Origin of the sequence: Dyella sp. (assembly GCF_051954575.1) — a bacterium.
Classification (GTDB): Bacteria; Pseudomonadota; Gammaproteobacteria; order Xanthomonadales; family Rhodanobacteraceae; genus Dyella_B.
Map to the genome: position 1 here is coordinate 25049 of NZ_JBQCHP010000183.1, position 22405 is coordinate 47453.

Genomic DNA, 22405 nt, shown 5'->3' on the forward strand with positions numbered 1-22405 from the left:
GCCACGATCCCGCCGATGAGCAACCCCGCCACACCGCACTACCTGCGCGACCTCGCCCGCCTGCGCCGCGTACGCGACCGGATCGATCGCCAATACCAGCAGCCGCTCGACGTGGAAGCGTTGGCGCATGGCATCGGCATGTCGGCCGGGCATCTCAGCCGCCAGTTCCGGCGCGCGTATGGCGAATCGCCGTATGCCTACCTGATGACCCGGCGGATCGAGCGCGCGATGGCCTTGCTGCGCCGCGGCGACCTCAGCGTCACCGAGGTGTGTTTCGCGGTCGGCTGCGCCTCGCTGGGCACCTTCAGCACGCGCTTCACCGAACTGGTCGGCATTTCGCCCAGCGCTTATCTGCGTCGCGAAAGGGAGGCGCGCGCGATCGAGGGCATGCCCTCCTGCGTGGCCCGGCAGGTCACCAAACCGATCAGGAATCGAGAAGCGCCGGTCGACGAGCCGCAACTAGACTGACCGCGTCTTCACTCAACCAGACGGACCGCCATGGACATCACCATTCACGCCAGCTTCCTCCCGCACAACGACCCGGACGCCTCCCTGGCCTTCTACCGCGACACCCTCGGCTTCGAGGTGCGCAACGACGTCGGCTACGGCGGCATGCGCTGGATCACGGTCGGCCCGCCCAACCAGCCGGGCACCTCGATCGTGCTGGCGCCGCCGGCGGCCTATCCCGGCATCACCGACGAAGAGCGCCGCACTATCGCCGAGATGATGGCCAAGGGCACCTACGCTACTTTGCTGCTGGCGACCAGGGATCTGGCCGGCACCTTCGAGCGGGTGCAGCGCCGCGAGGTGGAAATCGTGCAGGAGCCCACCGACCAGCCGTACGGCGTGCGCGATTGCGCCATTCGCGACCCGGCGGGCAACCTCATCCGTATCCAGCAGTTGCGCTGAGCCCGATGCTGCTCCCTCCCCTGCGTACAGGGGAGGGTCGGGGTGGGGTTGCACGAGCTTGCCGCGCTATTCAAATTCACGGCGAGACAGCTTCACCCCACCCTAACCCTCTCCTACTACACGTAAGGGAGGGGACGGTATGTGGCGAGTTGAAGTTCGATGTTGATCAAGAGGACACTCGATGAGCAAGACCGCACGGAAGAGCACTCCATCGCCCGCGTCGCACACCGCCGACAGCCACGACCTGATCCGCGTGCACGGCGCACGCGAAAACAACCTCAAGAACATCAGCATCGCCATCCCCAAGCGCCGCCTGACAGTGTTCACCGGCGTTTCCGGTTCCGGCAAAAGTTCGCTGGTGTTCGACACCATCGCCGCCGAATCGCAGCGGCTGATCAACGAAACCTACAGCGCGTTCGTGCAAGGTTTCATGCCGACCTTGGCACGACCGGAGGTGGACGTGCTGGAAGGCTTGACCGCCGCGATCATCGTCGACCAGGAGCGCATCGGCGCGAACGCGCGCTCCACCGTTGGCACGGTGACCGACGCCAACGCGATGTTGCGCATCCTGTTCAGCCGGCTCGGCAAACCGCATATTGGTCCGCCCAGCGCATTCGCCTTCAACGTACCGTCGGTGAAGGCGGTGGGCGCAATCACGGTCGAGCGCGGCAACAGCAAGGCGGTAAAGCAGACTTTCTCGCGCACCGGCGGCATGTGCCCGCGCTGCGAAGGCATGGGCTCGGTCAGCGACATCGACCTGGCACAGCTCTACGACGACAGCAAATCGCTCAACGAAGGCGCGCTCACCATTCCCGGCTACCAGGCCGGTGGCTGGAATTATCGGCTCTACGCCGCATCGGGCTTCTACGATCCGGACAAGCCGATCGGCAAGTTCAGCAAGAAAGAGCTGCAGGATTTTCTCCATCGCGAACCGACCCGCATGAAGATCGCGGGCATCAACATGACTTACGAGGGACTGATTCCGCGCATCCAGAAATCGATGCTGTCCAAGGACAAGGAGGCGATGCAACCGCATATCCGTGCGTTCGTGGATAGGGCGGTTACCTTCACGACGTGTCCTGATTGTGGCGGCACGCGGCTCGCCGAAGCGGCGCGATCCTCGAAGATCAAGAAGATCAACATCGCCGATGCCTGCGCGATGCAGATCAGCGATCTGGCCGCATGGGCGCGCGCGCTCGACGAACCATCAGTGGCGCCATTGCTGAAGGCGTTGCAGCACACGCTCGACTCGTTCGTGGAAATCGGGCTGGGTTATCTCTCGCTCGACCGGCCATCGGGCACGTTGTCGGGCGGCGAGGCGCAGCGCGTGAAGATGATCGGCCATCTCGGTTCCGCGCTCACCGACGTCACCTATGTGTTCGATGAGCCCACCACCGGCCTGCATCCGCACGACATCCAGCGCATGAACGAACTGCTGCTGCGGTTGCGCGACAAGGGCAATACCGTGCTGGTGGTGGAACACAAGCCGCAGGTCATCGCGATCGCCGATCACGTTGTCGATCTGGGCCCCGGCGCGGGCAGCGCGGGCGGGGAAGTAGTGTTCGAGGGCAGCGTCGAGGGGTTGCGCGCCAGCGGCACGCTTACCGGCGGGCATCTGGATGATCGCGTTCGCTTGAAAGCATCGGTGCGCGCCTCATCCGCTGCATTGAAGGTGCGTGGCGCCGATACGCACAACCTCAAGCGCGTCAACGTCGACATTCCGCTAGGCGTATTGGTGGTGATCACCGGCGTGGCCGGATCGGGCAAGAGCTCGCTGATTCACGGTTCGGTATCCGGACAGGGCGGCGTGGTATCGATCGATCAGGCACCCATCAAGGGCTCGCGCCGCAGCAACCCGGCAACGTATACGGGCCTGCTCGATCCGGTCCGCAACGCGTTTGCGAAAGCCAACAACGTCAAACCCGCACTGTTCAGTGCCAACTCCGAAGGCGCATGCCCCACCTGCGATGGTGCCGGCGTGATCTATACCGACCTGGCGATGATGGCCGGCGTCGCCACGCCCTGCGAGGAATGCGAAGGCAAACGCTTCCAGCCGTCGGTGCTCAAGTACAAGCTCGGCGGACGCGACATCAGCGAAGTGCTGGCGATGCCGGTGAGCGAAGCCGAAGCGTTCTTTGGCGCAGGGAAAGCGAAGAATCCGGCTGCGCACGCGACCCTCGAACGTCTCGCTGGCGTCGGCCTCGGCTACCTCAGCCTGGGCCAGCCGCTCACCACGCTATCCGGCGGCGAGCGCCAGCGCTTGAAACTGGCCACGCATATGGCGGAAAAGGGCGGCGTTTACGTGCTCGACGAACCCACCGCCGGCCTGCATCTTGCCGATGTCGAACAACTGCTCGGCCTGCTCGACAAGCTGGTCGATGCCGGCAAGTCGGTGATCGTGATCGAGCATCACCCGGCGGTGATGGCGCATGCGGACTGGATCATCGATCTCGGCCCCGGCGCCGGGCATGAAGGTGGACGCGTCGTGTTCGAAGGCACACCCGCCGAGCTGGTCGCGGCACGTTCCACGCTGACCGGTGAGCATCTCGCCGCTTATGTCGGCGCGCGCGCCCGTGCAAGATAAAACGAGCTGTTTGACGTCGAGCCTTGGTGTGCCGCATCTGTCCCCTCTCCTGCGCAAGTAGGGGAGGGCTAAGGTGGGGTTATGCAACCTCGCGACAGATATCAACAATGCGGCAAGCCCAAACAACCCCACCCCAACCCTCCCCTACTTGCGCAGGGGAGGGAGCAATCATCGCGTAGCTGGGGTTCAACGGAGATGATGCGGACGCACGCACCCCAATGCTTCCTTACCGCATCGTCAATCGACAGCAACACAACCGTCATACGCGACGCCTAGTTTGAAACGGCTATCCCTGCACCACCCGCCGACGCATGTCCGCATGCGCCGCCAGGGAGCTTTTTCACAAATTTGAGGCTCGCTCCATGCAATCTTCAGCTTTACGCAAGGCTTTGCTCAGTTACGCCGTTTCCATGAGCCTGGCTGCGCTCTGCGCGCCAGCCAGCGTATGGGCCCAAAGCGCGCCCGCAAGCGGCGACCACGGCCCGGCCGCAAACACCTCCACGACGGCGACGGATGCGGACAGCGACGATGCCGGCAAGAGCGACAAGAAAAAAGTGAAGGATCTGCAGGGCGTGCACGTGGTGGCGCCGCGCACCACCGAGGAAATGGCGCGCGCGACCCAGCAGAACGCGCCGAACCTGATCAACATCCGTACCGGCGACGAAATCCGCGCGCTACCGGACGTCAACACCGCCGAAGCGGTGCGGCGCATTCCAGGCATCTCGATGGAAACCGACGAAGGCGAAGGCCGCTACGTCAACATTCGCGGCTTCGACGCCGACTTGAACAGCACCACCTACGCCGGCGTGCGCCTGCTGCCCACCAACAACGCATCGCCATTCGGCGGCTATCGCGGCATGGCGCTCGATTCCATTCCCACCGGCTTCATCGGCGCGATCAAGGTCACCAAGTCCAACCTGCCCAGCCAGGATGCCGAAGCGCTGGGCGGTACCATCGAAGTGCTGCCCAAGACGGCGCCGGAAGAACAGGGCGGCTTTTTCGAGGGCGACGTGGGCGGCGGTTACGAGCCCCTGCGGAGCACCGGCGTGACCAATTTCTCGCTCACCGGCGGCGGCCGCTTCAACAATTTCTGGATCACCGTGACCGCGTCCAAGCACAACGACGGGCGCGGCATCGACGACGTGGAACCGGCCTATTTCAACGACAGCGCCCACCCGTATCAGGCGGTGAACGACATCGAGCAGCGCGACTACGAACTGCATCGTCGCCGCCATGGTTACGCGCTGGACATGGGCTACCAGATCGACGATGAAAACCAGTGGTACTTCCGCGCATTCGAGGCGGGCTACACGGAAGTCTACGAGCGCCAGTACTTCGACGTGATCCCGGACGGCAACACCACGGTGCTGCCGAATGGCCAGCTGCAGGATACCTTGACCTTTCCCGGCGCGATCACTAAAGCGCTGCGCGATGAGCGGGAAACCTCCACCGAGCGCTTCTACATGCTTGGCGGCCAGAACGAGCTGGGCGGTACCAACATCGACTATCACGTGGCCTATGTGGAAGGCACGTACAAGAAGCCGTACGACTACAACTCCACCTTTACCTACAATGCGCCCGATGGTGCGCAAGGCCTGGTCACCTATAACAACTCAGGCCCGGGGCACGTCCCGGTGTACACCATCAGCGGCGCGCCCGGTTACCTGGATCCGGCCAATTACACGCTGACGGGCATCAACAACGACACGGCGTACAACTTCGACCGTGAAATGACCTATGCCATCAATTCCAAGACGCCGGTGAATTGGGGCAGCCTGACCGACCAGTCGCTCAACTTTGGCGTGAGCGTGCGCCAGCGTCACAAGCAGACCAATTCGCAGCCGTATAACGTGGCCTTCAACCCGATCTCGATGTCGCAAGTGGCCAGCGGCAGCAACGAAACCTATTACGACGGCATCTACCAGAACGGCGTGGACATCGCGCCGGGCGCACTGCAGCGCATCTTCGGCTACGGCACGATCGGCGCAAACGAAATACTGGCCGCGCAGCAGCAGTTCCTGGACGAGCACGAAGACATCTACGCCGGCTACGGCGAATACCTGGGCACCTACGGCAACCTCGGCATCCTCGGCGGCGTGCGTTACGAAGAGACGCGCGACCGCAGCCATGCCTACTCGGCCGGCGTGGATGCCTCGGGCAACCCGTTCGCCAACCCGGTCAACAGCCGGCACAACTACCACAACGTTTTCCCCAGCCTGCAGTTCCGCTATGACCTGGGCGAAAACATGCTGGTGCGCGTGGCCTATTCATCGACCATCGCACGCCCCGGCTTCAACCAGTCCAATCCGTCCTTGTCGGTCGATCTGGGCTCGGGCACCGTGCAGACCGGCAACCCCAACCTCAAGCCGGCCACCGCCAACAGTGTCGATGCGAGTTTCGAGAAATACCTGCCGAACGCCGGCATCGTCTCGGTGGGCGTGTTCGACAAGGAAATCTCCAACTACATCGTTCCCGTGCAGACCACGCAGGCATTCGATAGCAGCCTGTTTCCGGGCAGCTCCCAACCGCTGCGTGTATACACGTACAAGAATGCCGGCTCGTCCTACGCACGCGGCCTGGAACTGAACTGGAACCAGCAGTTCCAGAATCTTCCCGACTGGCTGATGGGCCTGGGCGCCGGCGCCAACTACACCTGGGTCGATTCGCGTTTTGAAATCCGTCCGGGCGAGTACTCGCTGCTGCCGTCCACCTCGAAGAACACCTGGAACGCGTCGATCTTCTACAAGCGCGCGGGGCTGTCGTTGAATCTTGCGGCTTATTCGGTCTCGGCCGACCTGTTCGCCATCGGCACCGATCGCAGCAGCGACGTGTTCAATGCTTCGCGCACCTCGATGGATTTCAGCGCCAGCTACGATTTTCCGGAAAACTGGAGCATCTACTTCGCCGTCAAGAATCTGCTCAATACGCCGCACGCGTTCTACCAGGGCACGCCCGATCGCCCGATTCAGCGCGAGTTCTATGACGTGACGTACCTGGCAGGTGTGCGCTTTCACTTTTGACCGCGCGGGGCGAGTGCTCTAGCCTCGCCCCAATCCGGATCGCATGACGCCATGAAAATTCTGCTGGTCGAAGACGATATCGACACGAGGACCTATGTGTCCTCGGGTTTGCGCGCGAAGGGACACGCCGTGGACGAGAGCGGCGACGGCAACGAAGGCCTGCTGCGTGCCTGCGCGCACGACTACGACGTGATCGTGCTCGACCGCATGCTGCCCGCGCTCGACGGCATGAGCATCTTGAAGAAGCTCCGCGGCTGCGGCACGCAGGCGCGCGTGCTCATGCTCACCGCGCTCGGCGATGTGGACGCGCGCATCGACGGCATGGAAGCCGGCGCCGACGACTATCTCGGCAAGCCGTTCGCCTTGAACGAATTGATCGCCAGGCTCAACGCGATTTCCCGCCGCAGCGCCCATGCGAACAGCATGACGCTGCTGCGCGTGGGCGAGCTGGAACTGGACCTGGCCATGCAGCGCGTGCATCGTGCCGGAAAGCAAATCCACCTGCAGCCGCGTGAGTGGGATCTGCTGAAATATTTCGCGCTGCACGCCGATGAAGTGGTCACGCGTAGCATGCTGCTCGAACATGTATGGGGCTTTCAATCCTCGCCGCATACCAACCTGGTCGATACGCACGTCTGCCGCCTGCGCAGCAAGATCGAGCGCGAGGTCGGCCCGCGCATCCTGCGCACGGTGCGCGGCGAAGGCTACATGCTGTCCGTCAAGCAGGGGCATTGAATGCCCCTGAAAGTGAACGTGCATGTGGGCGCACGGCTGCGCAGCGCAGCGTTCCGCCTGGCGGTGCTGCAGGCACTGCTGTTCGCATTGATCGCCTTGACGCTGTTCCTCGTCTCCTGGTTCGCCGCGCGCCACTACATCGAAAACCAGTTGCGGCAAACCATCGCCGACGAATTCGCGGAAGTGATCGCGCATCCGGCCGCCCAGCGTGCAGGCTCGATACGGCGTTCTCTCGCCCAGGTGCCCAGAGGCGCCTACGACTACAGTTTGTTCGACGCACACCACAAGCTGATCGTCGGCGATATCCTGAAAGAACCGACGCCAGGCTGGAGCACGATCGAGCAGGACGAAGGACCGCGGGACGGCAAAGATCTAGTGCGTCGGATACTGGTCTTCGGCGCCGTGCAGGACGACGGCAACACGGTGGTGGTCGGGCGCGACCTGGCCAGCGTCGACCAGTTGGACGCACTGCTGAAAAGCGTCTTTACCTGGGCGGGACTGGCCGCCGTGGTGCTCGCGCTAGTGGGCGGCATGGTGACTGCGGGCAGCTACCTGCGCCGCGTGGAAGCGATCGCCGATGCAGCCTCGCGCATCGCGGCAGGCGACCTCGCCGCGCGTGTCGCGGTGACCGGCCGCGGCGATGAATTTGATCGGCTGGCGTTCTCCTTGAACAGCATGCTCGAGCGCATTCAGAGCCTGGTGGAAGGCCTGCGCCAGGTGTCGAACGACATCGCGCACGACTTGCGTACGCCGCTCACGCATATGCGCCAGCGCCTGGAAGCGGCGATGGAAGAAGCCACGAGTGTGGAGGCCTACGGTAAGGCCTGCGAGCGCGCCGTGGCCGACGTCGACAGTGTGCTGGATACGTTTGCCGCCTTGTTGCGCATCGCCAAGGTCGAAAGCCGGCAGCGGCGCGAAGGTTTTGCGGACGTGGCCTTGTCTGCATTGCTCGAGCGGTTGGTCGATGATTATCGTCCAGTGATGGAAGACGAGGAGCGTCCGTTCACGGCCGCGATTGCCACCGGCGTGCACGTTCATGGCGATGCCTTGCTGCTTACACAAATGCTGGTGAACCTGCTTGAGAATGGGTTGCACCATACGCCGTTGGGAACACCCGTCAGCGTCAAACTCGACACCACCGAGCACGGCTGCCGGCTGGTTATCGAAGACGCGGGCGCCGGCATCCCGTCGGAGGAACGAAGCCGGGTACTGAAGCGATTCGTGCGCCTCGATGCCGCGCGCAGTTCGCCCGGCAGCGGCCTGGGCCTGTCGCTGGTAGCCGCCGTGGCCGACCTGCATGGCATTGCGCTCGCGCTCGGCGACGCCAACCCGGGCTTGCGCGTGCAACTGGACTTTCCCTCATAGCAAAAGCGCGTAGCCCACACCATGCTGCGCCGAATTTACCCATTCGCAAAAACCGTCAAGGGGCAACACTATGAAAAAAATCGCATGGACTTTGATCGTGGCCGGCCTGCTCAGTGCTTCGGCCTGGAGTGCCGAGCCGGGCGCGAGCGCCTATAAGCTGGCGCAGCAACATGTGCTTGGCGGCGCCGGCAGCTGGGATTACGTGACGCTGGATGCTCCCACGCACCGTCTTTTCATCGCGCGCGATGATCGCGTCATGGTCGTCGATGCGAACAGCGGCAGGTTGGTGCAGGAAATTCCCGGCATGAAACACGTGCACGGCGTGGCACTGGTGTCGGAGCTGCATCGCGCCTACGCGAGCAATGGTCACGGCAACGACATCAGCGTGATCGACCTGGATACGCTCAAGGTGCTCAGCCATATCCCCGTAAGCGGCAAGGATCCGGACGCCATCATCTATGAACCGGCCACTCGGTACGTGCTGGCGATGAACGGCGACAGCAACAACGTCAGCACCATCGACCCGGTAAAGAACAGGGAGCTGGCCACCATCGCGCTCGACGGCAATCCGGAATTTGCGACCAGCGATGGCCAGGGCAACGTCTACGTCAATATCGAAGACAAGGGCGAGCTCGCGCATATCGACATCAAGGCCGGCAAAGTCCTGCACACCTGGCCGCTCGCGCCGTGCGAAGGTCCGACCGGCCTGGCGCTGGATAGTGCGAACAAACGGTTGTTTTCCGTGTGCGCCAACGGCTGGATGATCGTCACCGATGCCACCGACGGCCATCAGGTGGCCAAGATCGCCGTCGGTAAGGAACCCGATGCAGCCACTTACGACTCACAAACGCACACCGTGTTCAGCTCCAGCCGCGAAGGCGTGTTGAACGTCATCCACCAGGATTCGGCCGATAAGTACACCAAGCTTGCCGACGTGCCCACCATGAAGAGCGCGCGCACCATGGCGCTCGATACAGCAGCCGATAAGATTTATCTCGTCGGCGCCAAAGTGGCTCAGAAGGGCAAGCCGGTAAGAGGCTTCACATTGCTGGTGGTCGCCGGCCATTAAAATCGGAGTGCGACCTGCTCCCTCCCCTACGTGTAGTAGGGGAGGGTTGGGGGGTGAAGCAATCTTGCGATGAATTCAAACCATGCGGCCAACCCACCCACGCGCGTCCGCCTTTGTGCTATCAAACGGGGAGCTTCATTCCAGGGGGCAGCATGAAAAACAAAAACCACTTCGCTGCGCCCCTCATTGCGCTCTACTGCGTATCGACCTTTGCAGCTCCCGCTACCGACGATACGAAGCGCGAACCGCGACGCCCGCAAGATATCGTCGACCTCAGCCGCGTCATCCCGACCATGCAGTTCGACATACGCTACTTCTCCAACCACAACTTCGTCGGCCGCCGTATCCACGGCTACGACGAACCCGCATGCCTGCTCACTGAAGGCGCCGCTTCCGCGCTGAAGAACGTCGAAGCCAAGCTGCTGCCGCTGGGCCTCACCTTGAAAGCCTACGACTGCTACCGCCCGCAAAGCGCCGTCGACGATTTCGTGCACTGGGCCGCCGATCCGCATGCCACGAAGATGAAAGCCGAGTTCTACGTATCGGTACCTAAGGATCGCCTGTTCGACGAAGGCTATATCGCCGCCCATTCCGGCCACAGCCGCGGCAGCACGATCGACCTGACCATCGTGCCGCTAGGCAGCAGCATTTCGCACGTAGACGACCAGACAAAGCTGGCCGATTGCACCGCGCCCGCTGCAGCGCGCGTTCCCGACAACAGCCTGGATTTCGGCACCGGCTACGACTGTTTCAACGAAGCATCGCATCCATCGTTCCAAAACATCACCGCGCAAGCGAAGGCCAATCGGCTTCTGCTTCAATCGCTGATGGTCGATGCGGGCTTTGTACCGCTCGATACAGAATGGTGGCACTTTACGCTGAAGAACGAACCGTATCCCAGCACGTACTTCAATTTCCCGGTCCGGCATATCCCGTAGGTTGGAGTGCAAACTCCAACATCGCCGTGCCTATAAAAACGTTGGAGTCTGTACCCCGGCCTACGTGCTGATTGCACTTTTTTGGTGATGTCGAATGAAATCGATCGTCGTTATCGCAGCCATCTTGATTAACGGATCTTGTTTTGCGCAGACAAATAACTGCCACGACATGAGTCGACGTTTCTTTTCCGATAGGCTTCCGGAAGTGCGCGAGTTTTTCCGGAAGTCCGGAAGATTCCGTCTGGACAGGGTGAACGTTTCGCCTGGATTCGACTGCGGCGATACGGCGGATTTCTTATTTGAAGCAAAGCCGGAATTCAACAATCCGGGATTTCACTGGATCGTCGAGTTGACGAAGTCGACCGGAAAGATGGTGATCATCGACGGCATTTGATCCGTAGGTTGGGTTAGCGAAGCGTAACCCAACGTGTCTATGCGGCATTGTTGGGTTACGCTGCGCTAACCCAACCGACAGATGTTTTGTGGTGCACGTTATAACGTCACACCACCCTCAAAAAATCAGGCGTAGAATGCGCGCATCCAAGGTCAACCGACCGGCCAACATGATCCGCATCTTTCAGTGTCCTGCTCGTTTCGGTGCGCCAAGAAAGACAGCCGCAGCTTAGCCTCTCTCCAGCGAGCGCACCTTTCCCCAAACCTCATTCGAACCATGAACGACTCCGAGCGCATGTTCGCTCCTGGTCATCGCCATGCGCCGACTATCCATTGCGTTTTCCACGTCTTACCGATTCGGCTCGCTTGATGGAGCCATCGACCGACGACGTCGATAGCGCGTAACCACTCAACCGTTTTTTCAACCTTCAGCCCGAGCGCAAGCACGGGTTGCGGCCAGGCTCGGCCCAAATCCGGCCTGGCGTCTTTTGCATAACGGCCCTGACTGCGCGTCAGGCACATTTCTCACAGGGACTTACAACCATGTTTGTACTTATTGCGTCTGCAGTAACTGTAGCCGTGCTGGTGGCGTTGACGTTCGCGTCCAACGCCATCGTCTACATTCCCAACGATCGCGTCGGCATCGTCGAGCGGCTGTGGGGTGCGGCGTCGCTTACGCGCGGCCTGATCGCCTTGAACGGTGAAGTCGGTTTTCAGCCGCAGGTGTTGCGCGGCGGTATTCATTATTTCTTTCCGTTCCAGTTCCGTGTGCACAAGGTGGATCTGGTGACGATTCCGCAGGGCGAGATCGGGTACATCTTTGCGCGCGACGGAAACGAGCTGGTGGACGGCCAGACGCTCGGTGCGCTGGTCGACGCCGGGGTGGAGGATGTGGCCGCGTTCCTGCGCGCCGGCGGCCAGAAGGGTCCGCAGCGCGCGATTCTTCGCGAGGGTACGCATGCCATCAACGTGGCGCAGTTTGCGATCATCACGGCGGCGCGCGTGCATGGCTTGCTGCTGTCGGATGAAGAGAAAGACACCGTCGACAAGATGGGCCGCGTGCTGGGCGAGCGCAATGGCTTCATGCCGGTGGTGATCGGTGGCGTCGCCTCCACCGCCGGCGTGATGGACAGATCCGAGCGCGCCGATGAAGACCCTCGCGACGTGCTGGGCGTGGTGACCATCCATGATGGCCCGGTGCTGCCGCCGGATGAAATCGTGGCCCCGCGTGTGGGCGAAGACCCGGCCAACAAGGCCACCTTCCACAACAACTTCCAGAACATCAATGCGTTCCTGCGCGCCGGTGGCCGCCGCGGTCGCCAGCATCAAGTATTGGTGGAAGGTACGTATTACTTGAATCGCCTGTTCGCCACGGTGGAATTCATCCGCAAGACCGTGGTGCCGGTAGGCAGCGTGGGCGTAGTGGTGTCGTATTTCGGCAAGACCGGCGCGGATCGTTCCGGCGATGGCTATTCGCATGGCGAGCTGGTCGACAACGGTTGCCGCGGTGTATGGAAGGAGCCGTTGCTGCCGGGCAAGTACGCCTTCAATACCTACGCTGGCAAGATCCAGCTGGTGCCGACCACCAACTTCATCCTGAAATGGTCCAAGGAAGTGACCAACGCGCACAAGTACGACGAGAACCTCTCGGAAGTGGCGCTGATCACCAAGGACGCGTTCGAACCGCTGATGCCGCTCTCCGTGGTAGTGCACATCGACTACCGCAAGGCACCGCTGGTTGTGCAACGTTTCGGTGACATCAAGCGCCTGGTCGACCAGACGCTCGATCCGATGGTCTCGGCGTATTTCAAGAACACCGGACAGACCAAGACCTTGCTGGAACTGCTGCACGAACGTGCGGAAATCCAGCAGAAGGCGAGCGTCGACATGCAGGAACGTTTCGCCGCCTACAACCTCGAGTTGCAGGAAGTGCTGATCGGCACGCCGCATGGTAGCGCTGGCGATGCCTCGGGCCAGCGCATCGACACCATTCTCAATCAGTTGCGCGATCGCCAGGTGGCGAAGGAGCAGATGGATACCTATCAACAGCAGCAGGAAGCCGCAATCAAGGAACGCACCCTGCGCGAGGCACAGGCTCGCACGCAGATCCAGACCGAGCTCACCAAGTCCGAGATCAACGTCAAGATCAAAACCAACGAAGGCGACGCCGCGATCGCCGCCGCCACCAAGGAAGCGCAGGTGATCAACATCAATGCGGAAGCCGAGCGCAGGCGCCAGATCGCAGTGGGCGAAGGCAAGGCCGCCGCGACCGAATCGGTCGGTAAAGCCGAAGCCAATGCGATCCGCGCCAAGGCCGAAGCCCTCACCGGCGAAGGTGCACGCATGCAGTTGATCAACGATCTCGGCCGGCAGTTCGCAGACGCCTTGCGCGAAGGCCAGATCGCGATTGTGCCGAAGATCGCGGTGGGCACCGAAGGCGGCAATGCGCTTGCCACGCTGGCGCAGTTGGCGAATGTGTTCATGGCGGAAAAACTGGAATCCGCCGACGCCGGTGCCAATCACACCAGCCAATCGTAACGAGCAACAGCCACCGCGCCGCCAAGTGCGCGGTGGCTGCTTCAGCGCTTGTCCGGCAGGGTAAGCACCCGGTGCCCATACAGGCGCGCGTCCACCGAATAGGCGCCAGGCCCGAGCAACACCAGGGCGACCGCGTTCAATGCCAGCGGCACCATGTGCACCAGCAAGGGATGCGCCGGGGTAATCGCTTCAAGGCCGGCCAGAACGATGCAAAGCCCGCACGCCACCGGCGTAAGCAGGCCGAGCAGCAACGCCAGCGCTGTGCCGATCACGGCCCAGAACATCACTTGGCCCGGCGGCGAACACAATGCGCTGCCAAGGAACGGCCATAATGATGCGGCCAGGCACAGCCGCAGCAGCACCAGGCCTATCCCAGGCGCTCCGAGCGGGAACATGGAATAGGTTCGTTGCATAAGCGGCCCGTGCCGGTCGATATCAGGAAGCTATTAATCCGGTTCCAGAAACGAGATGCCCCCCTCCGGTGGGGGATGCGTGCCGGCAGGCAGGTGGTTAGAGCATCCCTAGATGAAAGTTCGGCAGTAAGGGGGAAATGGGTTGGCCAAGAAAAAATACGTTGCGTGGATCACGGCCATGAGCCTGCTGCTGGCGTCGTCGGCATGGTGCGCGCCGAAAGCGCCGCCATCCGGCATCGCGCAGATGAATCATCGCGCCTGGGTGATCCAGGATGGCGCGCCGGCCGACATCTGGGCGATGGTGCAAGGCAAGGACGGCTTCGTCTGGCTCGGCACCGGCAGTGGTCTGTTCCGCTTCGACGGCGTGCAGTTCGAGCGTTATGCACCATCGGCCAACCTGGATCTGCCGGCCACCGACATCACCGCCCTGATGCAGTCTGCCAGCGGCGACATGTGGATGGGTTTTCTCACCGGCGAGATCAGCCGCATCGAGCACGGGCGGTTGATCAATTACACCGCCAGCGACGGCCTGCCCGACGGCACCGTGTTCTGCTTTGGACAGACCGGGGACGGCGCCGTCTGGGCGGCCACTACCAATGGCTTGGTGCGCTACGCGCAAGGGCGCTGGGAAAAGATCGGCGCCGACTGGAATTATCCCTACCATCGTGCAACGTGGATCCTGGTCGATCACACGGGAACGATGTGGGTCGCCACCGGCAGCGAGCTGATGTCCCTGCACAAGGGCGCGCATCGATTCGAACACACCGGCATCGCGGTAGGCGCCGATGCGGTCCTGGCCGAGTCGCCGGACGGAACCTTGTGGCTGTCCGATGAACTGCACGGCACGCGCGCCTTGCCGGGCCTGTCGGCGGAGCATGTTCCGCCGGCGCTGACGGCACCGCTTCCACGCACGGATTTCGCGCGCTCCAAGCGCATGCTGTTCGATCGCAGCGGTGCCTTGTGGGGCACTCTGTGGGCAGGCAAGGGACGCGGCGGCGTCTATCGCATTGCCGATCCGGCGCGCTTCGCCACGGGCCAGTCGCTGCAGCCGGACCAGGTGGGCGATATCTACGATACGTCCGACGGCCTCACCTCGGTGATCGCCGTGCCTTTGCTGCAGGATCAGGAAGGCAACGTCTGGGTCGGTACCAATTTCGGCCTGAACCGCTTTCACGCCACCGACTTCCACGTCGTATCGCCGGTGCCGGGCGAATCCCCGGCCAATGCGGTATTGGCGGCAAGCGGCCATGGAACGGTGTGGATCGTGCAGGCCGGCGACGTGTACCAGGTTCAGCACGGCGTGCCGGTCTTGATGGCTACGGGCTTGCCGGTGGTCGACAAGGCACTGGCCGATAGCCACGGCGTGTGGCTGGTGGCCGGCGACGGTTTTCACCGGGTGGACGGGAAGGCCGCACCGCAACGGATACCGATGCCGGAGCAGGCCGATCGGGGCGTCGTCTATGCCATGGCTGTGGATCAGGCGGATCATCTATGGATCAGCGCCGAAAACAGGGGGCTGCTGGTATGGTCCGGTACCGCCTGGCAAAGCGTTCGCATCAGTGCGGACAAGCGCTGGTCGGAACCGCGCGCCATAACCATCGCGACCGACGGCAGCATGTGGTTCGGCTACCAGGACAACCGGGTGGCGCATTGGCGCAACGGTCAATTGCGTCCATATACCGCACAAGACGGATTGGACGTAGGCAATGTGCTGACCATCGACGCCGACGGCTCGTCCATCCTGGTCGGCGGCGAGCGTGGCCTTGCACGTTTGCAGGGCGAGCGCTTCCAGTCCATGTCGATGGACCGTAACGCGATCCTGAGCGGCATCTCCGGCATCGTCAGGGCAGCGCAGGACGACATCTGGATCAATGGCAGCGCTGGCATCGTGCGCATCAAAGCAGAAGAAATGCAGCGTGCCTTCGGCGATCCTGCCTACGATTTTCAATACAAGCTGTTCGATTGCGATGACGGCGTGCCGGGCATCGCCATCCAGCAGCAACCGGTACCCAGCATCACGCCGGCCGATGACGGCAAGCTGTGGTTCTTCACCAACCAGGGGGTAAGCTGGATCGAGCCTGCGCAGGTCAAGCTCAATACGGTGCCGCCGAAGGTGGCGGCGCAGTGGCTGCTCGCGGATGGCAAGCGTTATCTTCCCGGCGGCTCGCTGGTGCTGCCGCCGCATACGACGACGGTGACGCTGGGCTATACCGCGGCCAGCTATCTCGCCCCGCAGCGTGTGAATTTCCGCTACCGGCTGCGCGGCGTCGATGCCGGCTGGCAGGATGCCGGACATCAACGCGAAGCAATCTATGCCAACCTCGCGCCCGGGCATTACCGCTTCGACGTCACCGCCGCCAACGACGACGGATTCTGGAGCAAGGAAGGCGCCAGCATGTCGTTCCAGATCCAGCCGGCGTTTTACCAGACGCGCTGGTTCCTGTTGCTGTGCGCGCTGGCGGCGCTGTTTGCTGCATTGAGCATGTTCCGGGCGAAGCTGCGCCAGGTGGAAATGCGCCTGAAGGAACGGCTGGAAGTGCGCCATGCCGAGCGCGAACGCATCGCCCGCGAACTGCATGACACGTTGCTGCAGGGCTTCCAGGGACTGATCCTGCGCTTCCATGCGATCACGCAGAAGATGCTGCCGAACGACCCGGTGCGCGGCCAGATCGAGCAGGCGCTCGACCGCGCCGATGAAGTGTTGGTGGAGGGACGCGACAAGGTAAAGGATCTGCGCCTGGGTGCCGGCATCACCAAGGATCTGGGCGGCGCTTTCATCGCGCTCGGCGAGGAGCTGTTTGAGAATGCTCCGGTGAAGTTCCGCGTGATCACCACCGGCAAGGAACAGCAGGCGGACCCCGCCATCCGCGAAGAGGTTTACCTGATCGGACGCGAAGCGATGCTCAATGCCTTCCATCATGCGCAAGCGCTGGCGGTGGAGGTGCAGATCGATTTCGAGCTCAGGCAATTGCGCATGTGCGTGCGCGACGACGGCATCGGCATCGATGCGCAAACGCTCGATGCCGGGCACCGGCCGGGCCACTGGGGGCTGGTCGGCATGCGCGAGCGCGCGCGATGCATGGGCGGCCAATTGCACGTCTGGTCGGCGCAAGGCTCCGGCACCGAGGTCGAGCTGACCGTGCCCGGCTCGATCGCCTATGCGCACAAGCGCAAGGCATCGGCCATCTGGATGAAACGCCTGCTCGGTGCCGGTCGCTCGGGTTGATACGCAAAGCGCTTTAGGCGTCGATGATGCCGCGGCGCATCGCGATCACCACCGCTTCGGTGCGATCCCTGGCGTTGACCTTGGCCAGGATGCTTTTCATGTGCGTCTTGACGGTTTCCACCGAAATGCCCATGTGCGTGGCGATGCGCTTGTTGGAAAAACCGCTTGCAACATAGTTGAGCACCTGCAGCTCGCGCATGCTCAGCGTGTCGTCGCCCACGTGCTCGGCGATCACGCGCGCCACCTCGCCAGGAACGTGGCGATGGCCTTGGTGAACCTGGCGGATGGTGTGCAACAGTTCCTTGCGCAGCGTGCTCTTGAGCAGATAGCCCACGGCGCCGGCCTTGAGCGCGCGCGTGGCCTGCATGTCGCCGCGGTAGGTGGTGAGCACCACGATGCGCGCCTGCGGGAATTCGCCGACGATGCTGCGGATCGCATCGAACCCGCCCATGCCGGCCATCTGCAGATCCATCAGGGTGACGTCGGGACGATGCTTGCGGAAGCAGGCGATGGCTTCCTCGCCGTTGACGGCCTCGGCAACCAGTGTCATGTCCTCTTGTGCTTCCAGCACTGCTGCGACGCCTTCGCGAAACAGTGGGTGGTCGTCGACCACCATCACGCGGATAGGCGGTGTTTCGCTGCTCATGTGCTGCTCCCGATCACTCGTTCCAGCGTTCGTGTCATCCGCGCTGCTGAGCGTTGCTAGTCAAGCACAAGCCTCCGGTTCCGGCAATCGTCATGGGTCTCACCCTTCAGGGTGAGTAGACCCTACCTTCATCAGGGCTTTGGGCGAGCGCCATGCGATGACACGCTTACATCGCAGACCGCGCCGCTCCGTTTGCCAGCCCACCGCCTCGAGACCGCACCATGACCGACGACACCGCTTCGATGATCGACGAACGCCGCCGTGCGCTGCTGATCGGCGCTGCCACCGCCGCGGCCGCCCTGGCTTTGCCGGCCGCGGTGGGACACGCCACCGCTTCCACGCCTACTTCCTCCACCCCGCACCGGAGTCAAACCATGAGCAGCATCAAGACCAAAGACGGCACCGAGATCTACTATAAAGATTGGGGCCACGGGCAACCCATCGTGTTTTCCCATGGCTGGCCGCTCAGTGCCGACGCGTGGGACGGGCAGATGCTGTTCCTCAGCATGCATGGCTATCGCGTGATCGCGCATGACCGCCGCGGCCATGGCCGTTCGGCGCAGCCATCGCAAGGCAACGACATGGATACCTATGCCGACGACCTGGCCGAGCTGATCGAAAAGCTGGACCTGAAGGACATGGTGATGATTGGCCATTCCACCGGCGGCGGCGAAGTGGCGCGCTATATCGGCCGGCATGGTTCCAAGCGCGTGGCCAAGGCGGTGCTGGTCGGCGCAGTGCCGCCGGTGATGGCAAACACGGCCAATTATCCGAACGGCCTGCCGATCTCCGTGTTCGACGACATCCGCAAGGGCGTGCAGGCCGATCGCGCGCAGTACTACAAGGATCTTTCCGGACCGTTCTTCGGCGCCAACCGTCCCGGCGCGAAGGTAAGCCAAGGCCTGCGCGATGGTTTCTGGTTGCAGAGCATGGCCGGTGGCGTGAAGGGCCACTACGAGTGCATCAAGCAGTTTTCCGAAACCGACTTCACCGAAGACCTGAAGAAGATCGACGTGCCGACCCTCCTCGTGCATGGCGATGACGATCAGATCGTACCGATCGATCACTCCTCCAAGCTCACCGCCAAGATCGTCAAGCACGCCACGCTCAAGGTGTATCCGGGTGCGCCGCACGGCCTCACCGCCACGCACCAGGAGCAGTTCAACGACGACTTGCTGGCTTTCATCAAAGCCTGATCGTCACGCGCTCGCCCGGCGTCGCTGCCGGGCGATTGCTATTCACTCCATACGTTGCCAGAGATTTCGCCATGACGCCCACCGCCAAAGCCGTTCCCGGCTCCAAGCTGCTTTCGCCCGACAATCACGCGCTGATCCTGATCGACTACCAGTCGCAGATGTCCTTTGCGACGCACTCGATCGACGCGATCACGCTGCGCAACAACGCCGGCCTGATCGCGCGCGCCGCCGCCAGCTTCAAGGTGCCGACGATACTCACTACGGTGGCAGAGAAAAGCTTTTCCGGCCCGATGTTCGAGGAGGTCACCGCGGCGTTTCCGGGCCAGGCCTTGCTCGATCGCACCAGCATGAACACCTGGGAAGACGCCGCCGTGATCAAGCAGGTCAATGCGATCGGCAAGCCGCGGCTGGTGTTCGGCGGGCTGTGGACGTCGGTGTGCATCGTCGGTCCCGTGCTGTCGGCGATCGAGCAGGGTTACGAGGCTTATGTCATTACCGATGCCTGCGGCGACGTATCTGCGGAAGCGCACCATCGCGCCATGGAGCGCATGCTTCAGGCCGGCGCCGTGCCGATGACGTCGCTGCAATACCTGCTGGAACTGCAGCGCGATTGGGCGCGCACCGAAACCTACGAAAGCACCACCGGTATCGCCAAGGTCTACGGTGGTGCGTATGGCCTGGGCATCATCTACGCCAAGACCATGTTCCACGCGCAGGGCGGCTGAGCCGAACGTATCGCGACCTATTGGAGACGCGCTCATGAAGCCTTATTTGTTGTCGCTTGCCGCGGGCCTGCTGGTGGGCGTGATCTACAGCCTGGTCCACGTACGTTCGCCGGCGCCGCCGGTGATTGCGCTGGTCGGATTGCTGGGCATCCTGGTCGGCGAACAGATACCGCCGTTGGTCAAGCAGCTTATCGCCAAGGAGACCACGGTCGCGTGGATCGGCCAGCAGGTGAAGCCCCATGTGTTCGGCGAGCTGCCGCGCGGCACGCTTGCGCCGCGTGCGAAAGCGGACGAACAGGTGAAGTCATGAGCCCGTCCAGCGCCACGCCCGAGCTGATCCTGCGCGGCGGCCGCTTTACCACGCTCGATAGCGGCAAGCCGACCGCCAGCGCAGTGGCGATCACAGCCGGGCGTTTCAGTGCGGTCGGCAGCGATCAGGAGATCATGGCGCTGGCCGGTTTCGACACGCGCGTGATCGATCTGCACGGCCGCCTCGTGCTGCCGGGTTTGATCGACAATCACCTGCACATCATCCGCGGCGGCCTGAACTTCAATATGGAGTTGCGCTGGGACGGCGTGCGCTCGCTGGCCGACGCGATGGACATGTTGCGGCGGCAGGTGGCGATCACCCCAGCACCGCAATGGGTACGCGTGGTGGGCGGCTTTACCGAGCACCAATTTGTGGAGAAACGCCTGCCGACGCTGGCGGAACTCAACGCGGTGGCGCCGGAGACGCCGGTGTTCCTGCTGCACCTGTACGATCGCGCGCTGTTGAACGCCGCCGCGCTCAAGGCCGTCGGCTATACGAAAGACACGCCCGAGCCGCCCGGTGGCCACATCGAACGCGACAGCGCGGGCAACCCTACCGGGCTGCTGCTGGCCAAACCCAACGCCGCCATTCTGTACGCAACCCTGGCGAAGGGGCCGAAGCTTCCGTTCGATTACCAGCTCAACTCCACGCGCCATTTCATGCGCGAACTCAATCGCCTGGGCGTCACCGGCGCGATCGACGCGGGCGGCGGCTTCCAGAACTATCCGGACGACTACGAAGTGATCCGCAAGCTGTCGCAGGAAGGGCAGCTCACCATTCGCCTGGCGTACAACCTGTTCACGCAAAAGCCCAAGGCCGAGAAGGACGATTTCCTCAACTGGACGCAGTCCTCCCGCTACAAGCAGGGCGACGACTATTTCCGCCACAACGGCGCCGGCGAGATGCTGGTGTTTTCCGCCGCGGATTTCGAGGACTTCCGCCAGCCGCGCCCGGACCTGCCGTCGAGCATGGAAGGCGAACTGGAAGACGTAGTGCGCATCCTGGCGGAAAACCGCTGGCCATGGCGCCTGCACGCCACCTATGACGAAACCATTCATCGCGCGCTCAATGTATTCGAGCGGGTCAATCGGGATATTCCGCTCAAGGGCCTGAACTGGTTCTTCGATCACGCCGAAACCATTTCCGACCGCTCCATCGATCGCATTGCAGCCCTGGGCGGCGGCATTGCCGTGCAGCATCGCATGGCCTACCAGGGCGAATATTTCGTGGAACGCTACGGCGCCGAAGCGGCAGCGATCACGCCGCCGGTGGCGCGCATGCTGGAAAAAGGCGTGCGCGTTTCGGCCGGCACGGATGCCACGCGCGTGGCGTCCTACAACCCGTGGGTGTCGTTGTCGTGGCTGGTCACCGGCAAGACGGTCGGCGGTATGCGCATCTATCCGCAGCGCAATTGCCTGGATCGCGAAACCGCATTGCGCATGTGGACGCAATACGTGACGTGGTTTTCCGACGAGGAAGGCAAGAAAGGGCAGATCAAGGTCGGGCAGCTTGCGGACCTGATCGTGCCCAGCCGCGATTACTTCGCCTGCGCGGAGCAGGACATCGCCGATATGTCCTCGCATCTGACCATGGTGGGCGGCAAGGTCGTGTACGCGGCGGACGTCTTCAAGCACCTGGATGAAGCGCCGCCACCGCCGGCGATGCCGAACTGGTCGCCGGTGCGCATGTTCGGCGGTTACGGCGGGTGGGACGATCCCAAGCCGGTCGCGGCCAAAACGCGGCATGCCTGCGGTTGCGCGAACGGCTGCGCCGTCCACGGGCATGAGCACATCCATGCCTGGTCGAAGCAACTGCCGGTGCGCGAGGCGGATCTGAAATCGTTCTGGGGCGCGCTCGGCTGCGCCTGCTGGGCGGTGTAGCCATGGCTGTCGCACACCGTCATGCCGATACGCCGGCGTTGATCGGCGCCATGCTCGCTTCGCCTTGCACGCTGGTGCTGGCACGCATCGCCCTCACGCTGCCGTATTGGTGGAGCGGCACCGACAAGCTTCTCCATCCCGCCGCCGCGCTGGCGGAAATGCACGGCATGGGCTTTCCCGCATCGTGGTGGTTGTACGGCTTGCTGCTGATGGTGCAGCTCGGCGGCTCGCTGTCGATCATCGCCAATCGCTACGCGTGGCTTGGCGCCGGCGTGCTCGGGGGATTCACGGCTTTCGTGACCTGCGTGGCACACGCGTTCTGGAAGCTGGAAGGCGCGCAACGCTTTGCGGAAATGAACATTTTCATGGAACACACGGCGCTGATCGGCGGCATGGCGTTTGCCGCCATGCATGGCTACACCATCAAGCAACGCGCCCGGGCACTTCGTCTTTGAATC

Annotated in this window: 18 protein-coding genes; 16 read left to right on the forward strand and 2 right to left on the reverse strand. The window is 62.7% G+C overall.

Going from position 1 to position 22405, the window contains the following annotated elements; translation table 11 throughout:
• Positions 1-15: 15 nt before the first annotated feature.
• The 10 genes from ACTHNE_RS21420 (at position 16) to ACTHNE_RS21465 (ending at position 13551) form a co-directional block, all read left to right on the forward strand.
• On the forward strand, positions 16-468 hold the full coding sequence (locus ACTHNE_RS21420) for a helix-turn-helix transcriptional regulator (RefSeq protein WP_324938056.1): 453 nt from the start codon (positions 16-18) through the stop codon (positions 466-468).
• A gap of 30 nt (positions 469-498) precedes the next feature.
• A complete protein-coding gene (locus tag ACTHNE_RS21425; protein ID WP_324938059.1) occupies positions 499-909 on the forward strand; it encodes a VOC family protein in 411 nt (136 codons plus the stop codon).
• Between the two features lie 181 nt (positions 910-1090).
• Positions 1091-3493, forward strand: coding sequence for an ATP-binding cassette domain-containing protein (locus ACTHNE_RS21430; RefSeq protein WP_440270279.1), 2403 nt, complete (start codon positions 1091-1093; stop codon positions 3491-3493).
• Positions 3494-3855: 362 nt separating this feature from the next.
• On the forward strand, positions 3856-6513 hold the full coding sequence (locus tag ACTHNE_RS21435) for a TonB-dependent receptor (protein ID WP_440270280.1): 2658 nt from the start codon (positions 3856-3858) through the stop codon (positions 6511-6513).
• Between the two features lie 51 nt (positions 6514-6564).
• The gene (locus ACTHNE_RS21440) at positions 6565-7248 is read left to right on the forward strand and encodes a response regulator transcription factor (RefSeq protein WP_324937020.1); all 684 of its coding nucleotides are present in this window, start codon (positions 6565-6567) and stop codon (positions 7246-7248) included.
• Positions 7249-8613: a sensor histidine kinase gene (locus ACTHNE_RS21445; protein WP_440270281.1), complete on the forward strand. Its 1365-nt coding sequence runs from the start codon at positions 7249-7251 to the stop codon at positions 8611-8613.
• Between the two features lie 70 nt (positions 8614-8683).
• Positions 8684-9682 carry a YncE family protein gene (locus ACTHNE_RS21450; protein WP_440270282.1) on the forward strand — a complete coding sequence of 333 codons (999 nt, stop codon included), beginning with the start codon at positions 8684-8686 and terminating at the stop codon, positions 9680-9682.
• Between the two features lie 152 nt (positions 9683-9834).
• The gene (locus ACTHNE_RS21455) at positions 9835-10620 is read left to right on the forward strand and encodes a M15 family metallopeptidase (RefSeq protein WP_324937026.1); all 786 of its coding nucleotides are present in this window, start codon (positions 9835-9837) and stop codon (positions 10618-10620) included.
• A gap of 94 nt (positions 10621-10714) precedes the next feature.
• Positions 10715-11014, forward strand: coding sequence for a hypothetical protein (locus tag ACTHNE_RS21460; protein ID WP_324937028.1), 300 nt, complete (start codon positions 10715-10717; stop codon positions 11012-11014).
• A gap of 542 nt (positions 11015-11556) precedes the next feature.
• Entirely contained in the window at positions 11557-13551 is a 1995-nt protein-coding gene (locus ACTHNE_RS21465) for an SPFH domain-containing protein (RefSeq protein ID WP_324937030.1), read from the forward strand.
• 41 nt (positions 13552-13592) lie between these two features.
• Here the strand turns inward: ACTHNE_RS21465 and ACTHNE_RS21470 are convergent, their stop codons facing one another.
• Positions 13593-13946 (reverse strand): hypothetical protein, encoded by a 354-nt coding sequence (locus ACTHNE_RS21470; RefSeq protein ID WP_324937032.1) that lies wholly within the window; start codon positions 13944-13946, stop codon positions 13593-13595.
• Between the two features lie 196 nt (positions 13947-14142).
• On the opposite strand from ACTHNE_RS21470, the gene ACTHNE_RS21475 reads away from it, so the two are divergent.
• Complete coding sequence (locus ACTHNE_RS21475; protein ID WP_324937034.1) at positions 14143-17190, forward strand: triple tyrosine motif-containing protein; 3048 nt, start codon at positions 14143-14145, stop codon at positions 17188-17190.
• A 13-nt stretch (positions 17191-17203) separates the two neighbouring features.
• Here ACTHNE_RS21475 and ACTHNE_RS21480 read toward each other — a convergent pair whose 3' ends face one another.
• Positions 17204-17836 (reverse strand): response regulator transcription factor, encoded by a 633-nt coding sequence (locus ACTHNE_RS21480; protein ID WP_324937036.1) that lies wholly within the window; start codon positions 17834-17836, stop codon positions 17204-17206.
• A 374-nt stretch (positions 17837-18210) separates the two neighbouring features.
• Between ACTHNE_RS21480 and ACTHNE_RS21485 the strand changes: the two genes are divergently transcribed.
• The 5 genes from ACTHNE_RS21485 to ACTHNE_RS21505 all read left to right on the forward strand — a co-directional run bounded on the left by ACTHNE_RS21485 (position 18211) and on the right by ACTHNE_RS21505 (position 22402).
• Positions 18211-19032, forward strand: coding sequence for an alpha/beta fold hydrolase (locus ACTHNE_RS21485; RefSeq protein ID WP_440270294.1), 822 nt, complete (start codon positions 18211-18213; stop codon positions 19030-19032).
• Between the two features lie 71 nt (positions 19033-19103).
• Positions 19104-19757: a hydrolase gene (locus ACTHNE_RS21490; RefSeq protein ID WP_440270283.1), complete on the forward strand. Its 654-nt coding sequence runs from the start codon at positions 19104-19106 to the stop codon at positions 19755-19757.
• A 34-nt stretch (positions 19758-19791) separates the two neighbouring features.
• Positions 19792-20067: a XapX domain-containing protein gene (locus ACTHNE_RS21495; protein WP_440270284.1), complete on the forward strand. Its 276-nt coding sequence runs from the start codon at positions 19792-19794 to the stop codon at positions 20065-20067.
• Entirely contained in the window at positions 20064-21947 is a 1884-nt protein-coding gene (locus tag ACTHNE_RS21500) for an amidohydrolase (RefSeq protein ID WP_440270285.1), read from the forward strand. The genes ACTHNE_RS21495 and ACTHNE_RS21500 overlap by 4 nt, the downstream gene beginning before the upstream one ends.
• A gap of 2 nt (positions 21948-21949) precedes the next feature.
• Positions 21950-22402 (forward strand): DoxX family protein, encoded by a 453-nt coding sequence (locus tag ACTHNE_RS21505; RefSeq protein WP_440270286.1) that lies wholly within the window; start codon positions 21950-21952, stop codon positions 22400-22402.
• Positions 22403-22405 lie beyond the last annotated feature (3 nt).

Excerpts from the sequence above, each read along its gene's own strand:
- ACTHNE_RS21445 (WP_440270281.1), top strand. The coding sequence starts at position 7,249 with ATGCCCCTGAAAGTGAACGTGCATGTGGGCGCACGGCTGCGCAGCGCA.
- ACTHNE_RS21500 (WP_440270285.1), top strand. The coding sequence starts at position 20,064 with ATGAGCCCGTCCAGCGCCACGCCCGAGCTGATCCTGCGCGGCGGCCGC.
- ACTHNE_RS21505 (WP_440270286.1), top strand. The coding sequence starts at position 21,950 with ATGGCTGTCGCACACCGTCATGCCGATACGCCGGCGTTGATCGGCGCC.
- ACTHNE_RS21420 (WP_324938056.1), top strand. The coding sequence starts at position 16 with ATGAGCAACCCCGCCACACCGCACTACCTGCGCGACCTCGCCCGCCTG.
- ACTHNE_RS21460 (WP_324937028.1), top strand. The coding sequence starts at position 10,715 with ATGAAATCGATCGTCGTTATCGCAGCCATCTTGATTAACGGATCTTGT.
- ACTHNE_RS21465 (WP_324937030.1), top strand. The coding sequence starts at position 11,557 with ATGTTTGTACTTATTGCGTCTGCAGTAACTGTAGCCGTGCTGGTGGCG.
- ACTHNE_RS21475 (WP_324937034.1), top strand. The coding sequence starts at position 14,143 with ATGAGCCTGCTGCTGGCGTCGTCGGCATGGTGCGCGCCGAAAGCGCCG.
- ACTHNE_RS21490 (WP_440270283.1), top strand. The coding sequence starts at position 19,104 with ATGACGCCCACCGCCAAAGCCGTTCCCGGCTCCAAGCTGCTTTCGCCC.
- ACTHNE_RS21440 (WP_324937020.1), top strand. The coding sequence starts at position 6,565 with ATGAAAATTCTGCTGGTCGAAGACGATATCGACACGAGGACCTATGTG.
- ACTHNE_RS21495 (WP_440270284.1), top strand. The coding sequence starts at position 19,792 with ATGAAGCCTTATTTGTTGTCGCTTGCCGCGGGCCTGCTGGTGGGCGTG.
- ACTHNE_RS21435 (WP_440270280.1), top strand. The coding sequence starts at position 3,856 with ATGCAATCTTCAGCTTTACGCAAGGCTTTGCTCAGTTACGCCGTTTCC.
- ACTHNE_RS21430 (WP_440270279.1), top strand. The coding sequence starts at position 1,091 with ATGAGCAAGACCGCACGGAAGAGCACTCCATCGCCCGCGTCGCACACC.
- ACTHNE_RS21480 (WP_324937036.1), bottom strand. The coding sequence starts at position 17,836 with ATGAGCAGCGAAACACCGCCTATCCGCGTGATGGTGGTCGACGACCAC.
- ACTHNE_RS21455 (WP_324937026.1), top strand. The coding sequence starts at position 9,835 with ATGAAAAACAAAAACCACTTCGCTGCGCCCCTCATTGCGCTCTACTGC.
- ACTHNE_RS21450 (WP_440270282.1), top strand. The coding sequence starts at position 8,684 with ATGAAAAAAATCGCATGGACTTTGATCGTGGCCGGCCTGCTCAGTGCT.
- ACTHNE_RS21425 (WP_324938059.1), top strand. The coding sequence starts at position 499 with ATGGACATCACCATTCACGCCAGCTTCCTCCCGCACAACGACCCGGAC.
- ACTHNE_RS21485 (WP_440270294.1), top strand. The coding sequence starts at position 18,211 with ATGAGCAGCATCAAGACCAAAGACGGCACCGAGATCTACTATAAAGAT.
- ACTHNE_RS21470 (WP_324937032.1), bottom strand. The coding sequence starts at position 13,946 with ATGTTCCCGCTCGGAGCGCCTGGGATAGGCCTGGTGCTGCTGCGGCTG.